Source organism: Halostagnicola alkaliphila (assembly GCF_055379965.1).
Map to the genome: position 1 here is coordinate 523,389 of NZ_AP043826.1, position 15,596 is coordinate 538,984.

At 62.6% G+C, this 15,596-nt stretch carries 15 protein-coding genes; 7 read left to right on the forward strand and 8 right to left on the reverse strand.

The genetic code is table 11. The features are described from left to right. The first annotated feature begins 76 nt into the window (after nt 1-76). Nucleotides 77-757, forward strand: coding sequence for a class I SAM-dependent methyltransferase (locus ACZ5C7_RS07710; RefSeq protein WP_464375755.1), 681 nt, complete (start codon nt 77-79; stop codon nt 755-757). 243 nt (nt 758-1,000) lie between these two features. On the opposite strand, the gene ACZ5C7_RS07715 is transcribed toward ACZ5C7_RS07710, so the two are convergent. Continuing rightward, complete coding sequence (locus ACZ5C7_RS07715; protein ID WP_464375756.1) at nt 1,001-1,579, reverse strand: DUF1684 domain-containing protein; 579 nt, start codon at nt 1,577-1,579, stop codon at nt 1,001-1,003. Between the two features lie 95 nt (nt 1,580-1,674). Here ACZ5C7_RS07715 and ACZ5C7_RS07720 point away from each other — a divergent pair, with 95 nt between their 5' ends. Next, entirely contained in the window at nt 1,675-1,827 is a 153-nt protein-coding gene (locus ACZ5C7_RS07720; protein ID WP_464375757.1) for a hypothetical protein, read from the forward strand. Nucleotides 1,828-1,956: 129 nt separating this feature from the next. Here ACZ5C7_RS07720 and ACZ5C7_RS07725 read toward each other — a convergent pair whose 3' ends face one another. Beyond that, complete coding sequence (locus tag ACZ5C7_RS07725; protein ID WP_464375758.1) at nt 1,957-2,196, reverse strand: DUF7127 family protein; 240 nt, start codon at nt 2,194-2,196, stop codon at nt 1,957-1,959. A gap of 265 nt (nt 2,197-2,461) precedes the next feature. Between ACZ5C7_RS07725 and ACZ5C7_RS07730 the strand changes: the two genes are divergently transcribed. Next, nucleotides 2,462-4,837, forward strand: a complete 2,376-nt coding sequence (locus ACZ5C7_RS07730) for an ATP-dependent DNA helicase (RefSeq protein WP_464378410.1) — start codon at nt 2,462-2,464, stop codon at nt 4,835-4,837. Nucleotides 4,838-4,944: 107 nt separating this feature from the next. Here ACZ5C7_RS07730 and ACZ5C7_RS07735 read toward each other — a convergent pair whose 3' ends face one another. The 4 genes from ACZ5C7_RS07735 to ACZ5C7_RS07750 all read right to left on the reverse strand — a co-directional run bounded on the left by ACZ5C7_RS07735 (nt 4,945) and on the right by ACZ5C7_RS07750 (nt 9,881). Beyond that, nucleotides 4,945-5,256, reverse strand: coding sequence for a DUF7521 family protein (locus tag ACZ5C7_RS07735; protein WP_464375759.1), 312 nt, complete (start codon nt 5,254-5,256; stop codon nt 4,945-4,947). A gap of 498 nt (nt 5,257-5,754) precedes the next feature. Then, nucleotides 5,755-6,834: an ABC transporter ATP-binding protein gene (locus ACZ5C7_RS07740; RefSeq protein WP_464375760.1), complete on the reverse strand. Its 1,080-nt coding sequence runs from the start codon at nt 6,832-6,834 to the stop codon at nt 5,755-5,757. Further along, nucleotides 6,831-8,729, reverse strand: a complete 1,899-nt coding sequence (locus ACZ5C7_RS07745) for an ABC transporter permease (RefSeq protein ID WP_464378411.1) — start codon at nt 8,727-8,729, stop codon at nt 6,831-6,833. Before ACZ5C7_RS07745 ends, ACZ5C7_RS07740 begins: the two co-directional genes overlap by 4 nt. A gap of 45 nt (nt 8,730-8,774) precedes the next feature. Next, nucleotides 8,775-9,881 (reverse strand): thiamine ABC transporter substrate-binding protein, encoded by a 1,107-nt coding sequence (locus ACZ5C7_RS07750; RefSeq protein WP_464375761.1) that lies wholly within the window; start codon nt 9,879-9,881, stop codon nt 8,775-8,777. A 90-nt stretch (nt 9,882-9,971) separates the two neighbouring features. Between ACZ5C7_RS07750 and ACZ5C7_RS07755 the strand changes: the two genes are divergently transcribed. Continuing rightward, nucleotides 9,972-11,081: an AI-2E family transporter gene (locus ACZ5C7_RS07755; RefSeq protein WP_464375762.1), complete on the forward strand. Its 1,110-nt coding sequence runs from the start codon at nt 9,972-9,974 to the stop codon at nt 11,079-11,081. A 156-nt stretch (nt 11,082-11,237) separates the two neighbouring features. Next, entirely contained in the window at nt 11,238-11,912 is a 675-nt protein-coding gene (locus ACZ5C7_RS07760) for a DUF5518 domain-containing protein (protein WP_464375763.1), read from the forward strand. A 21-nt stretch (nt 11,913-11,933) separates the two neighbouring features. Here the strand turns inward: ACZ5C7_RS07760 and ACZ5C7_RS07765 are convergent, their stop codons facing one another. Both ACZ5C7_RS07765 and ACZ5C7_RS07770 read right to left on the reverse strand, forming a co-directional pair. Next, nucleotides 11,934-13,274 carry an ABC transporter permease gene (locus tag ACZ5C7_RS07765; protein ID WP_464375764.1) on the reverse strand — a complete coding sequence of 447 codons (1,341 nt, stop codon included), beginning with the start codon at nt 13,272-13,274 and terminating at the stop codon, nt 11,934-11,936. Beyond that, complete coding sequence (locus ACZ5C7_RS07770) at nt 13,274-14,029, reverse strand: ABC transporter ATP-binding protein (protein WP_464375765.1); 756 nt, start codon at nt 14,027-14,029, stop codon at nt 13,274-13,276. The genes ACZ5C7_RS07765 and ACZ5C7_RS07770 overlap by 1 nt, the downstream gene beginning before the upstream one ends. Before the next feature lie 137 nt (nt 14,030-14,166). Here ACZ5C7_RS07770 and rpiA point away from each other — a divergent pair, with 137 nt between their 5' ends. Beyond that, nucleotides 14,167-14,901, forward strand: a complete 735-nt coding sequence (rpiA, locus tag ACZ5C7_RS07775) for a ribose-5-phosphate isomerase RpiA (protein ID WP_464375766.1) — start codon at nt 14,167-14,169, stop codon at nt 14,899-14,901. A gap of 106 nt (nt 14,902-15,007) precedes the next feature. Next, on the forward strand, nt 15,008-15,577 hold the full coding sequence (locus ACZ5C7_RS07780) for a hypothetical protein (protein ID WP_464375767.1): 570 nt from the start codon (nt 15,008-15,010) through the stop codon (nt 15,575-15,577). Nucleotides 15,578-15,596: the final 19 nt, after the last annotated feature.

Below are 15,596 nucleotides of genomic sequence, written 5' to 3' on the forward strand. Positions count from 1 at the left end.
GTGGTTCGGCCGATACGAACGTACCCAGTCGGGCGATGCGAACGCGTTTTGTCTCCTGCGACGCAATACGTCCCATATGAGTGTTCGCGAGGAATTCGACGAGTGGGCGACGGACGGTCGCGATAAAGGGATGGAGGACCGACATTGGCACACCGCGAAACACGCGCTCGCCAGAATGCCGGTTGAAGCCGGCGACACCGTTCTCGATCTCGGGTGTGGAAGCGGGTACGCGGGTCGTGCGATCCGAGACACCAACGACGCGGGCCGCGTTTACGGACTCGACGGGTCGCCGGAGATGGCACACAACGCCGCAGACTACACGGACGATTCACGGGTCAACTACGTCGTCGGTGATTTCGACTCGCTTCCGTTCGAGACCAACTCGATCAATCACGTCTGGTCGATGGAATCTTTTTACTACGCGGCGGACCCCCACGAGACCCTCGAGGAGATCGCTCGAGTCCTCACACCCGGCGGGACTTTCTACTGCGCCGTGAACTATTACGAGGAAAACGTCCACTCTCACGAGTGGCAGGAGTTCATCGCCGTCGAAATGACGCGATGGAACCGCGAACAGTACCGAAGCGCCTTCCGAAACGCGGGCCTTCACGTCGCCGAGCAGGACAACATTCCCGATCGCGAGACGACGATCCCACATGAAGCCGAGTTCCCGACGGACAATTGGGACACGCGCGAGGAGATGGTCGAACGCTATCGGGAGTACGGAACCTTACTTACCATCGGCGTCGCACCCTGATCGTCCCCGTCTGTCTCGGCGTCGCACCCTGATCGTCCCCGTCCGCCGTTCTCAGCTAGCGGCCAGCGAGAATGGTGGCCACTCTCGAACCCCCCAATTTCCACTCGAGACCCCTTTCAAACGCGTACACCCTCCAGTATCGGACTGTAACTCTCCTCGCGCACAAATCCGTCTCGAGTCGAAACGGTCCTCTCCTTGCGATAACCCTGCACGCCGCTCCCAAAACTTCTCCGTTCGAGCGCGTTACTTCTCGAATCGCTCGCCCGCAGGAACCGTCACCTCGAGCCAGTTCTCCTTGGGAGGGAGGGGACAATCGAACGTCTCGCTGTAGGCACAAAACGGCGTGTACGCGAGATTCAGATCCAGAACGATTTCGTCGCCGTCCTCGAGATCTCGATCGGGAGATAATTCCATGTATCGGCCACCTTGGTAGGTCTGCTGTCCCGTCGTCTTGTCTCGGAACGGGATAAACAGCGGCTCCTCTTCGGGCCGTTCCATCTGATACGCCGCCAGTTCGTACGTTCCGTCCGCCAGGTCCGGATCGTCGCGCTCGAGGTCGAACGAGAGCGTCACGACTCGGAGATATCTAACCTCTCGACCCGTCGTCGTATCCATCGTAACGGGTTCGGGATCGTCGTGAACGGCGGCACTCGCGTGCACGCGGTAGTCGGAATCCGGCTCGAAGTACTCGAGACCTGAGAACTCCTCGCGCTCTTCGGGCGGGATCGGGGACTGGGGGTGCTCGTCGAAGAACTCGTCTTTCTCGGCGCGTTTCTCCTCGAGCTCCGATCGCCACGTCTCGACGTCGAACGAATCGCTCATAGGGACGGTAGTGGCCGCGGACTCGAGTGGGTTGTGGTTCGAAGCCGCTACTCGAGAGTTCTGCATCCGTTTCTCGAGCTGAGGTAGCCGTTTACATGTCCGAAGACGCAACTGTGGATGAACGAGCGAAACGCGTCGTCGATGGAAGCGAAACCGGAATCCGTATCGTCGACGATGTCGAGAACGGAACGGCCTCCGTCGACCCGGATCCGGAGATTACCGGCGAACTGAAAACCAAACTCACCTGAGGAGCCGACGAGCGGAGCACCTACCCGCTCAGAACCGATGCGATCGATTCGATCACTGACGATGAAATCCGGTTACGCGAGGACTACTGATCGGGGAAAATAATTTGCGTTGACGCTCGGACAATCGCGCTACTCCGCAATCGTGAGGATACCGTTGTTCACGGTCACCTCGCTCGCGTCGGCTGGCAGTTCGAACTCGAACTGCTCGCCGTCCGTGACGACGATCGCCGTGTCGTTGACGACGTCAACTGCGATGTCGTTGGCAGCAGCGCCGAAGTCGACCACGATAACGCCGCTGTCGTCGTAGTTGTACGTCCGAACGGTGGCTCCGTGTCGGTCGACGTCTCGTAGTTGTTTTGGGACTCTCATATCTCCCCTAGGTGTCCAACACGTGTAAGCCCCACGCTGGCAGTATCAACGGAGGATTCTTCATGAGAATTTATGTTGAACGGCCGAGTTCGGACTGAATTCTTCGAGGACGAATAGCGATCGAATACGATGCAAGACTGTCGGCGAAAGAACACTCTACCACCGGACCTCCTGACGGCCAATCGGGGTACAAGAGTTTATCCCGGAAGGCGGACCAATCGAGGTCCGTCAAGGATATGGCTGACCGACGATGAATACGCACAGCATGACGAACTGGCGCTCGGTGTTCGGACACCCAACCCCCTACGACGAGCAAGTCGACGGTATCGAGTCAGCCATCGAAACCGCACGTGATGGCGGCTATACCGTGATCGAAGGGGCGTGTGGCACCGGCAAGACGATGATCGCGCTCACCGCAGGGATCGACCTCGTTCGCGATCCCGACAGCGAGTACGAGCGCGTGTTCGTCCTCACGAGCGTCAAACAGCAACTCCATCAGTTCGAAGAGGATTTGGAGACGATCAACGCGAATCTCCCGTCCGATTGGGACCCCGTCTCCGGGCTCACGCTCGTCGGAAAGGCGGACGTCTGCCCGTACAACCGCGAAGGAAAGGCGGGAATCGACGACAGCAACGTCTACGATCGGTGTGAGACCCTTCGCGACCGTACGCGAGCACTCACGGGCGAAGGCGGCTCGACGACGGCAGGTAATCTCGCCTCTCGCGCGCGAAGTCAACAGATTGGGCTCGCCGACAGCGGCTCTCGAGGCGGTTCGGCCAACTTTCTCGAGACTGCAGGCGAGGCGACTCCCTACCCCTCCGATCTCCCCGAGTACGACGACGGCGGACCGGCCGGGAGCGAGGTCGAGTACTGTCCGTTCTACGCGCAGTACCTCGAGGACCTTCCGGACGAGGGGAGCGACGGCGACGCCGCCGAAGCGGTCCCGTTCGATTTCACCGAGACGGGACTCGTTTCGCCCGAAGACCTTGTCGGGCTCTCAGCCAGTCACGGAACCTGTCCGCACTCGGTGATGGGAGCCGTGCTCGGTCACGTCGAGGTCGTCATCGGGAACTACTACCACGCGTTCGACCCGACGACGACCTCGTCGTTTACCGGCGCGCTGCTCGACGACTCCACGTTCGTCGTCTGCGACGAAGCCCACATGCTCGAGCCGCGGGTTCGAAACCTCGTGAGCGACGGCGTCGCCGACAGAACGCTCCGGGACGCGGAGACGGAACTCTCGCGCGTGATCCAGCCGGTTCGACACGAACGGCAGGGAAGACAAACCGAGGGCGGGTCCAAGACCGCAGACGCTGACCTCATCCGGGGAGAACTCGCCGATAGCGACGTCTCTTACGACGAACTCGAGAAGACCCTCGAGTTCGTTCAGGATCTTCGGGGCGAACTCGACCGCCGTGTAGAGGCTCACCTCGAGACGGAGTACGGGAGTTGGAAGGCGGATCTGACCCAACTCGAGGACGACGAGATCCCGCTTCGAGACCCCGCGGACCCCGCCAAGGACGAAATCAGCGAATGGGCGTCTCGAGCGGGATATGCCGACTCGGTCTGGGTCCGTGCGGAGGCGGTCGGCGCGATCGTCGAGCGGATCCTGAACTCCGCCGAAGATGAAGAACGGACTCGGTCGATGCCCGCCGCCGGCCGTCTTCTCGGCGAGTGGTATCGCCGCGGCCACACCGACTACTTCAGGGAGATCGAACTCGAGCGAACGTGGAACGAGATGGAGCCCGACGATTCGTGGCGGCGAGCGTACACCGCTCAACTCGCCTTACACAACTGCGTTCCGAGCGATGCGATCGGCTCGCAGCTCTCGAAGTTCGGCGGCGGCGTGCTCATGAGCGCGACCCTCGAGCCGATGGACGCGTTTACCGAGGTGACAGGCCTCGAGTACCTCGAACGCGAGGAGGACCGTCCGGTCGCCAAACGACAGTACGGGTTACACTTCCCGGCCGAAAACCGTGAGAGCTTCGCGGTCGCCGCGCCGAAATTTACCTACGAGAACCGAGGCCGCGCCGGCGAAGAAAACCCGACCCGTAGGAGCTACGTCGACGCGCTCGAGCAGGTCGCCGACCTTCCGGGGAACGTCCTCGTTGGGATGCCCAGTTACGCCGAAGCGGAGTGGGCGGCGGGGGCGCTCGAGGATCGGATCGCCAAACCCGTCCTCATGGACGCCTCCAGCAGCGACGAGACGACCCAGTCGCTGAAAGACGAGTTCTTCTCGGGCGACGGGAAGGTCTTGGTCACGAGTTTGCGGGGAACGCTCACCGAGGGTGTCGACTACCGCGGCGACCGGCTTTCGGCGGCGGTCGTCTGTGGGGTTCCCATCGTCAACACCTCGAGCCCGCGAACGAAGGCCGTTCGCCGCGCCTACGACGACGAGTTCGGGAACGGATTCGAGTACGCGCTGACCGTTCCCGCGGTCAGAAAGGCGCGACAGGCGATCGGTCGGGTGGTTCGCAGTCCCGAAGATGTCGGCGTTCGCGTCCTGCTCGACGAACGGTACGCGCGGGACAGTTGGGATTCGGTTCGCCCGTATCTCGCCGCAGACGAGGAATTCCAGCCGGTGAGCCTCGACATGCTCGAACTCGGACTCGAGCGGTTTCGAAGCCGACTCGAGTCGTAGCGTTCTCGAGCCGAAGCCAGTTGAGCCGGAGCCAACTCGAGTCGGGGTCAGTTCGAGCGAGTCGACGCTGGTACGCGCGGTTCAGTAGTTCGATCGTCGAGTTCGACTTATCGGATGATCGTCGTCGAGCCGGACGCCGAGTCGCTCATTTCGGCGTACAGCGAGTACAGGAGGATCGCGAAGCCAAAGGCCGTAAACGAGCTCTGGACGGCGACGCCCAGCGCCACGTCACCCTCGAGATAGTGGGCGAGCCCGCCGAGAACCGAGCCGACGATAATACAGCAAAACCCGATCGTGACGGCTCGGAGTGCCGGGGCGTTCGTTCGTCTGTACGCGCGGAACGCGAGCATCGCGACTGCACCGCCGGTGAGGAAGGTTGCAGTGTTTGCGATCATAATAACCGCCGTGTATCCGTTCATGTGCTTGAATCGTGGGTTTGGAGAGCGCTCGTCGACCTCGGTGAGTTCGACGATTTCGCCGGGTTGGTCGGTGTGTGCTGGATGGGCATTCGGAAGCAAATGATCCGGTGGCCAACTAGTACAACGACCGAGCCAACTGTGTTGGAACGTTAAGCCAGCAGTTTCGAAACGTCGATTTATCGTATCGGAACGTCGAGCCAGCCGTGTTGGAACGCCGATCCCGCTTGAAAGCCTCGATGAGGCAGCGATATCGATGCGCTCGAAACCCGGTTTATCGGTACGGGTTCAGTGTCACGGAGTATCCGTGAACTCGGTCGTGTTACCAGTCGGCTTTGGAAAGTACTGTAGCGGTCAATTCCTTCAGTAACCGTTCCGGTTCTCAACCCTGAAGAACAGTCCCGAATATGTTCGCACGAGGTGGTCTACAATCGTCGACCGGCGATTCGTCTTCTTCGCCCGGACGAACGGCGTCCCCTCCGCATCGTCGGTTCGTGGCCATTACGTCTCGAGAATGATGGCGTCTTGCGGAGCGAAGCCGACTGTGAGGTTGCCATCAGGAACCTCTTCGAGGCGGAGAACAACCGACATCTCGTTCCATTTCCCGTGGACGCGAACGGTGGTTCCGAGAAATTCGCTCGTTTCGACGTTCACGGGGAATCTGTTGGTTTCTGCGGTTCGCGAGAGGTGCTCCGGGCGGACGCAGATCGTTAGTTGGCCGCTCTGTTCGGCTTTTCCGTACTGCGTCGGATTGTCGTCTCCCCCCTCGAGCGAAGGGAGTCGAAATGTCCGTTCGTTAACGCCAATCAGTGTCGATTCGGCCCCTTTCTCGAGGATTTGCCCTTCGAAGAGGTTGTTGTCGCCGATGAACTCCGCGACGAACCGACTTTTCGGCGTTCGATAGATCGTTTCGGGCGTTCCGACCTGCTCGACCCCCCCTTCGTTCATAACGGCGACGCGGTCCGAGACGGCAAGCGCTTCTTCCTGGTCGTGAGTCACGTAGACAGTTGTGATATTCAGCGTTTCCTGGATCCGGTTTAGCTGTCTGCGAAGCGACTCCCGGAGCTGTGCGTCGAGCGCGCTCATGGGTTCGTCGAGCAGGAGGATACTCGGTTCGGGTGCGAGTGCGCGAGCGAGCGCGACGCGCTGTTGTTGTCCGCCCGAGAGCTGCGTCGGGTCTCTCCCGCCCATTCCCTCGAGGTCGACCAACTCGAGCAGTTCCTCGATGCGTCGTTCGCTCGAGGTACCGGCGGGCGGTTCGCGAAACCGCAGCCCGTAACCGACGTTTTCGGCGACGGACATGTGCGGAAAGAGCGCGTAACTCTGGAAGACGACGCCGACGTCGCGGTTCTCGGGAGCGGTTCCGGTCATCGGTTCGCCGTCGAATGTGATCGTTCCCGTCGTCGGTTCCTCGAAGCCGGCGATCGTCCGGAGCGTCGTCGTCTTGCCACAGCCCGACGGCCCGACGAGCGTGAAGAACTCGCCGTCTCGAACCTCGAGATCGACTCCCTCGAGGGCCGTCGTTGCACCGCTTCCCGCTCCGTACCGCTTGGAGACGGATTCGAGGGTGAGTTCGGTCACTGCTCGAACCTCCCGCCGACGCGGTCGATGACGACGAAACTCGAGGCGGTAACGGCCAATAGAATCGTCCCCATGGCGATCGCTGGTCCGGATCGACGACCCAGATAGCGCTCGAGTGCGACGGGCATCGTGTAGGTATCGCTGCCGCCGGCCAAAATCACCGTCGAAGAGAACTCCCCGATCGAGATGGCGAAGGCGAACGCCGCCCCGGCGACGATTCCGCTGGCGATCAACGGGAGTTCGATGTCCAGCAGGGCGCGGGTTCGGGAGGCACCGAGTGCGCGAGCGGATTCGACCATCGCTGGATCGAGATTCGACAGGAGCGGCGAGACGTTTCGCGTCACGAACGGATAGGCGGCGACGGCGTGTGCGACGACGATGGCGACCGCGCCGGTCACCTGGAACTGCCAGCCGAACGGAAGGGAGAGACCGAAAACGAGCCCCTGTAAGAGGCCGATACCGAAGACGACACCGCTGACGGCGAGGGGAACCATCGCGAGGGTGTCGATGATCGCCCCGCTTCGCCCGGCCCGAGCCGTCACTACGCTCACGACGACGCCCATCGGAACGGCGATCAGCAGCGTTCCCAGACCGAACAGTAGCGAGTTTCGAATCGCCGGATACGGCTGGGTCTGGAAATCCGCGCCGTCGACCTGCCGCTCGAGCAGGAACGAGTAGTGCCGGAGGGTAAAACCGCCGCTATCGGTTATCCCTCCGATCACGAGACTCGCCATCGGGCCGACGAAGACGATCAGCGCGACGACGCCGTAGCCGACGATGGCGAGCCGTTTGGGGGATAGGGCTGTTCGAAGGTCCGGAAAGAGCTTTTCTCTGCCGGGTGGCGACGCGGCCCGTGAAAGCCCGGACTGGGCGGATTCGTACCGGAGGTAGGCGTAGGTGAGCCCGAGCGAGAGAATCGTCTCGAGGATCGCAAGGGTCGCAGCTTCGGCGTAATCCAGGCGGCGCATTCGATCGTAGATCCAGACCTCGACGGTCGCCAGCTCGAGGCCGCCCAGCGCGAGGACGATCGGGAAGGTCATGAACGTAAAGATGAACGTCAACAGCGCGCCGGTGAACACCGCAGGGAGCAACTGGGGAACGACCACGTCGAGGAACGCACGGCGGCGATTCGCACCCAGACTGCGGGCCGTTTCGACGGTTCGCGTATCGACGGACTCCCAGGCGGCGACGGTGATTCTGGCGATCAGCGGCGCGTTGTAGAACGCGTGGGCGACGATGACGATCGCGAGGGGACTGTACTGCATGAACGAGTAGGGCCCGAGCCCGACGGTTCCGAGCACGGAGTTGAGCGTGCCCGCCTGCCCGAACATGGCGTAGAACCCGACGGCGACCATGATTCCAGGGAGGACGAACGGCAGGATCGTCAGCGATCGAATCGTCTGGCGGCCCCGAAACTCGTAGTTCGCGAGCACGTACGCTGCCGGCAATCCCAGCGCCAAACTGGCGATCGTCGACAACACCGCCTGATAGGCCGTAAAGCCGAACAGTCCGCCCTGTACGCCTGGAGTCCGGATGGAAACCCAGGGAAACGGAACGTCGAGTCCCGGAAGCGGCGTCTCGAGCGACAGCGAGATCGAAACCGCGCCGATCCAGCCGACGATCGCGCTGAGGTGGCTCCCGATCGCGAGCGGGTTTTCGAAGAACGACGCCAGCGAACCGAAGTAGAACGGGTCGGCGAGGATCTCCTGAAAATGGCGGAGCGTCGGAACGCCGTCGACGAAGACCGCGTTCGAAAACACGATCCCGACGGGAACGTAAAGCATCACTGCGAGCACCCCCGCGGTCAGGAGCGCCGTCAGTGTCAGCGCGTGGCGCTCGATCCAGTCAGCAAGCGTGCTATCCTCCAGAAAGCGACGAACGGGCCGTTGGGCGATCCGGTTCCGGGCCCCATCGTGTTCGTCGCTCGGTGCCACGGTGGGTTACTGGACGATCGTCTGTTCCCAGTCGTCGACCCAGCCGTTCAGATTGCCGTCGAGTTCGTCGTAGGTGAACGTAACCGACTCCTCGGGTTCGTAGGCGTAGTCGTAGAAGCTTTCCTCGAGGTCGACGAACTCGTCCGCGACCGCGGGGAACTGGACGTTCTTTTCCGCGATGGCGGCCTGGGCCTCGCTCGTGAGGACGAAATCCATGAAGTTGTGTGCGAGTTCGGTCTTGGTGCTGTCGGCGAAGACGGCCATCCCCTCGTGATTCTCGTAGCCCTGGTCGTCGGGGAACGCGATCTGGTTTCGCGTGAGATCGGGATCGTCGCCGCCCGCGTGAAAGACCTGATCGGTCGAGTAGGAGACGATAACAGACCGTTCTTCGTTCTCGTACGGTCCGAAGTAGGTGTCCGTCCAGCTATCGCCGACCATGACGCCGTTGTCCTGTAGATCCTGCCAGTAGTCGAGGTAGTCGTCCTCGCCGTACCGGTCGATCGTCCAGAGCAAGAACGCCTGTCCCGGATCGGAATCTTGCGCGTTCTGGACGACGAACTCGTTTTCGTACTCGTCCTCGAGCAGGTCGTCGAACGTTTCGGGCGTCTCGACCGCGCTCTCGTCGTAGACGAGGCTGATGTATCCCGTATCGTAGGGTAGTACCCGGTCGTCCGGGTCGCCGAAGTCGATATCATCTCGAATCCGATTCGCGTTCTCGAGTTCGTCTCGGCCGATCGGTTCGAACAACTGCTCGTCGAGATTGTCGTCGATATGGACCAGATCGTCGACGTTGAGGCCGAGAAAGAGATCCGCATCGACGTCGCTCTCCTGTTGGGCCTGCTGGATGTAGAGGTTGAGTCCTTCTTCGGGGACCGTCCAGTTGATTTCCGTGTCCGGGTACTCCGCTTCGAACGCCTCTTTGAGCCACTCGGCCGGCGAGTCCCCGTCCTCGAGTTCCCCCTCGACGAACGACGAGTACGTCGCGACCTTGAGTTCCCCTTCGTCCTCCTCTCCGTTTTCTCCGTCCTCTCCGTTTTCTCGGGTGAGACAGCCGGCAAGTCCCGCGGTTGCTGCGCCCCCGCCGACGGCACGGACGAACGTACGTCGTTGCATTACTCGGTTGTGACACCGGGTAGTCTTAAACGCCGTGATCGGCGCTTCTGCGGTCCGAACGACTTTAGGCATCGACTGTGAGGTGTATCTGTGCCATCGAATCGCCGACTCGTTATCGCCGGAATCGTCTCCGTACTCGGCGTGCTCACCGGAGCGATTTTACTCGACGTGCTCGGGACGATTTTGTTCGCGCTGACTGTCGCATACGTTCTTATCCCGGTCCACGGCTGGCTCGTTAGACGAGGGCTCACCGAGCGGATGGCGGCCATCGCTTCGACGACGCTCGGCTTTGTAACCGTCCTCGCCGTCTTCTCGCCGATTTTTGTGACGCTCTATCTCCGTCTCGAGGAACTCGAGGCGCTCGTTCGAAGCCTTCCAGCCGAACTCGTGATCGACGTATACGACCAGACGTACACGCTCGAAGCGGGCGAAGTGCAGTCGTTCGCTCTCTCCTGGCTGAGCGACGTCGCGATCGCCTTCGCTTCCGATTTGCCGGTCCTCGCGATCAAGTTCGCGCTGTTTGTCATCCTGTTGTTCGCCTTGCTCAGGAAGGGTGATGCGGCTGGAAGAGCGGCCATCGCACCGGTCCCACACGAGTACCGCGACATCGTTTACGCGCTCGCCAAGCGCGCGCGGGAAACGCTGTACGCCATCTACGTCTTGCAACTCGCGACCTCCGTTGCAACGCTGATCATCGGCTATCCGCTGTTTTTAGCTCTCGGATACGATATGGCGTTTACCCTGGCGATGATCGCCGCGATCCTCCAGTTCGTGCCGATCATCGGGCCGAGTCTGCTCATCGCCCCGATTGCGATCTACCACATCGCGGTCGGCGAACTCGTCGCCGGAATCCTCGTGGGAGTACTCGGCGTCGGGTTGATCGCGTGGTTCCCCGACGTGGGCGTCCGACCGTACTTTTCCCGTCGATCCGCGAATCTGCCGGGAAGCCTCTACTTCGTCGGGTTTACCGGCGGCCTGTTCACGCTCGGTCCGATCGGTATCGTCGTCGGCCCGCTGATCGTCGCCGTCTTCGTCGAAGCCGTCGACCTGCTCGGAGACGAAGTCAACGGTGGCCGAACGTTCACCGAAATCGTCGAGGAGAGCGTCGACCTCGAGGGTTCGGGCTTCGAACCGAAAGAACCAGACGACCCGAACGGCCCGAGCGAGGACTCGGGGTCTCGGCCCGCCGGTAACGATTGATATATAGTGCGAGTGCACACCTGCGCCTTCAGGCGCGGGAGGAGGGTGATTTCCAGCGGTCGTGTTTTCCGGCTGTCCCGCTCACTTGAGCCCCTGTCTCGCTGTCTGTTTTATCCCCTGTCTTTTTCTCGGTGCTTGCCCTTTAGAGGCCTAAGTATGGTTTCCGGACGGACACTCGTGAACGCGGTTATCGGTGCGCTCGTCGCAGTCGTTTTCTCGTTCATCCCGTTTTCGACGATTCTCGGCGGTGCTGCGGCCGGGTTCCTCGAGGGGACGGACGGTCGTGACGGTGCGATTTCCGGCGCGCTCTCGGGGTTGATCATGTTCCTGCCGATGGCCGGTATCGCGATGGTCGGCGTCGTGCTATTCGGCTTTGGTTTCGGAGTGGTCGGGATGCCCGCGAGCGGAGCTGCCGTCGGCTTGCTCGTTCTCGGCGTCCTCGCCGGCGGCTTTTTCGTCTACGTCGTGGGACTCTCCGTGTTCGGCGGTCTCATCGGTGCGTATCTGGCGCGCGAGTACCCCGAAAAACACGCTTCCGCTCGGGAAACGCTGGGGTACGAGAAAGCGGCTCGCGATCCGAGTCGTTCGTCCGCGGACGAGTATTCCGAACCCACCGCTCGTTCGAATCCGGACGTGGGCCCGCTCGAGGACGACGAATTCGGCCCGTCCGATGGCGACCGGATCGACGACCACGAGTCGGACTCCTACTGGGATCGGGACCGGCCTCCAGTTAACAGGGACACCAACGGCGATCGAGCCGGGGCACAAAAGGACGGCGACAACCCTGCCGACGAAGTCGATCCTCGGGACGACAGCCGATTCGACTCTTGATCGGAGCCGAGCGATAGGCGCTCACTCGTAGCGCAACGCGTCGATCGGATCCGTCCGCGCCGCTCGCCAGGCGGGGTACAGTCCCGAGACGATACCGACGAGAATCCCGACGACGACGGCGAGTGCGACGTACTCGAGCGGGTAGACCAGCGGGAGCCCGATGTACCACGCGCCGAGATAGCCCGTGGCGAACCCGAGTGCGGTTCCCAGTATCGCCCCCACTAACCCGAGGATCACCGATTCCATCAGGAAGAGCCCGAGGACGTCCCGGTTCTGTGCGCCGACGGCTTTCATGATCCCGATCTCTCGCGTTCGCTCGGTGACCGACACCAGCATGATGTTCGCGATGCCGATCGAGCCGACCAGCAACGAAATCGCCGCGATGCCGACGATGAAGTTCTGGAGCAGGCTCAGAATGTCCTGTAGCTGCTGGAGCAGTTCCGTGCTCGTCTCGAGCGACACGACGAGATCGTCTCCGAGGAACTCGCTCGCGTCCGATTCGTCGCTCTCGAGGTAGGTCGTCGCGGCGTCTCGAGCGCCCTCGATCGCCTCCTCGTCGGTTGACTCCGCTTCGACGATGATGGCGGTAAACCAGGCGTCGTCGGCCGCTTCGTCTTGTTGCGCTTCTCCGTCTTGTTGTCCCGCTTCGTTTTGCGCTCCTCCTTCAGCTTGTTGCCCGTTTTCGTCCTGCTGTCCGCCGCCCATCTCAGCCGCCTGCTCAGTGTAGTACGGCTCGGTCGGGACGTAGACCCGCGGCGAGTTCTCGAATCCCTCGAAGGGACTCAACCCTTCGGAGGTATCCGTGATGCCGACGACCTCCGTCTCGATTTGCTGGCCGGTCAACAGCGTGATCGTGAGCTCGTCGCCGACCTCGACGTCCTCCTCGAACTGGCCGGCCGCCGCGGGATTGAGCACCGCTTGCTCCTCACCCGGCTCGAACTGCTCGCCCGCCTCGAGCGTGTCCGCCCGGATGTACGACGAGCCCGAGGCGACGACGCCATCGCCTTGTGGCACCGTCTCATTCCCGTCGCTGATGGTCTGAGTCTGTAACGGCGCGTAGCCGTAGGCCGCCTCGACGTCCTCGAGTTCGCCGACGGCGTCGAGATCGTCCTGGCTGAAGACCGGCTGTGCGCCGGCACCCGGACCGGCCTCCACGTCGGGATCCGCCGCCCAGCCGTAGAGGTTGCGCTGGTCGTCGGGACTGATGTCGCCGATGACGCCGGCCTGCAGGCTCGCGCCGAGCGTGACGAACGCGATCACCGCCGCAATGCCGATGATGACCCCCAGCATCGTCAGTCCGGACCGAAGCTTGTGACCCGCGATCGAGCGCCAGGAGAGGCGAAGACTCTCGAGCGGCCGCATTATTTCCCTCCCTCGAGTTCTTCGACCCGTTCTATCTCGCCGTCGAGCAAGTGGACGATCCGCTCGGCGCGCTCGGCGACGTGGCGCTCGTGGGTCACGACGATCATCGTCGTCCCGCCGCCGTGGAACTCGGCGAAGAGGTCGAGCACCTGTGACTCCGTCTCGGTGTCGAGGTTCCCCGACGGCTCGTCCGCGAGCACGATCGCCGGGTCGTTCACCAGCGCTCGAGCGAGCGCGACCCGCTGGCGCTGGCCGCCCGAAAGCTCGTTCGGGAGATGATCCGTTCGGTCGCCCAGCCCGACGCGCTCTAAGAGTTCGCGCGCTCGGTCGCGTCGACCGCTTCGGGAAACGCCCTGGAACAACTGGGGGAGCGCAACGTTCTCGAGGGCGTTTAGCCGCGGCATGAGATTGAACGTCTGGAAGACGAAGCCGACCTCTGTGCCGCGGAGGCTGGTTCGTTCGCGCCCCGACAACCCGCTCACGTCTCGGCCGTCGACGACGACCGACCCGTCAGTGGGCGTATCGAGACAGCCGACGAGGTTCATTAGCGTCGACTTTCCGGAGCCGCTCGGTCCCATGATCGCGGTGTAGGATCCTCGAGGCACGTCGAGAGAGACGCCGTCGAGCGCGTGGACCGGCTCCCCGAGCTGGTAGGTCTTGCGAACGTTCTCGAGAGAGACCGCAGTGCCTGCGTTCGGGTGTGTGCCGCTGGTCGGGTCTGTCTCCGGATTCGAGTCCGCCCCCGTATTCGACATAGTGATCCCCTCAACACCTCCGGCGAAAAACCTTCGCGGGTTTTTTCCGAGGGCCGCGATGTTTCGTGTTCCCCGTCGTCCGGCCCTGCTCGACCGGAGGTGCAACGTTTTTGCCGACTCCCCACAGTGCTCGAGACATGAAGCGCACTGGCGGCTCCGACGAGGCGAAACGCCGGGCGGGCGAACGCGCCGCCGAGGAGGTCGAAGACGGGTTCGTCGTCGGGCTCGGAACCGGTTCCACGACAGCCCACGCGATCAGGGCGATCGGCGAGAGGGTCGCGGACGGACTCGAGGTTCGGGCCATTCCCACGTCCTTTCAATCTCGTCAACTTGCACTCGAGGTCGAGATTCCGCTTACCTCGCTGGACGCCGTCTCGGGCGTCGACCTCGCCATCGACGGCGCGGATCAGGTGGTCGAAACCGGCGACGGCACCGAACAGGTACTCGACAGGTCCGACGCGGGCGACGGCGACCTGATCAAGGGCGGCGGGGGTGCCCACACGCGGGAAAAACTCGTCGACACCGCGGCGGATCGGTTCGTCGTCGTCGCCGACCCCTCGAAACTCGTCGACCGGCTCGAGGGACCGGTTCCGCTCGAGGTAGTGCCCGACGCCCACTCGGTCGTCGCCGACACCGTTCGGGAACTGGACGGCGAACCGACCCTTCGGGAGGCCGAGTGCAAGGACGGCCCTGTCGTGACTGACAACGGGAATCTCGTGCTCGATTGCTCGTTCGGCCGGATCGAGGAACCCGAGCGCCTCGCGAGCCGACTCGCGTCGATCCCGGGTGTCCTCGAGCACGGACTGTTCGTCGGGCAGACGGACGCGACCTACATCGGCACCGAGGCGGGCGTCGAGGTTCAGGAGTACTGAGCGATCGGTGTGGCCGTTGGTACCCGGCCACCCCGACCGTTTCCTCCCGGTCGGACGTGTCGACGACCTGTACGCTTATTCTTCCCTCCGTCGTACTAGTGAGCGAATGGCACGTCGAACGATCGAGGACGACCGAGACGCCGAGATCGAAGCGTCGGACAGCGTCAACGACACGGCTCGAGAGCCGCCCGTCGGGACCGTCGATGAATCGGTCAAACAGCAACTCGAGGAGGCCTACCGCAACGACATGGAAGACGAGTTGATCGTCGTCGACGTCTCCTCGCCCGAGGGCAGTTCCTCGATCGCCGTCGAGATGGAGACGCCCCACGGAGACACCGACTTCACGAAGTACTTCGACGGCCCGAAACACGGCTCGCTCGAGGAGTGCGAGGAATTCCTCCGGTTTCTCGAGGTGGCCGGCGCTTCGCCGCTCGACCTCGAGGAGCTGATCGGCTCGCGGATTCCGGCGTCGTTCGACGCCGAATCGGGGTGGACCGTCGCGAGCGAGTACGCGCCCGAACGGTACGAGGAGACCGACGCCGCGGCGGATGCGGAGGAGTCCGCTCGAGCGCGTTTCGGCGGCTGGCTCGACCGAAACATGGAGTGGATCGTTCTGGCGATCCTCGTCGGCGGGGAACTCCTCATCGTCGCGATCCTCATCGTTCTTTTCGCCTGATTCGTCTGGTCCCCATCCG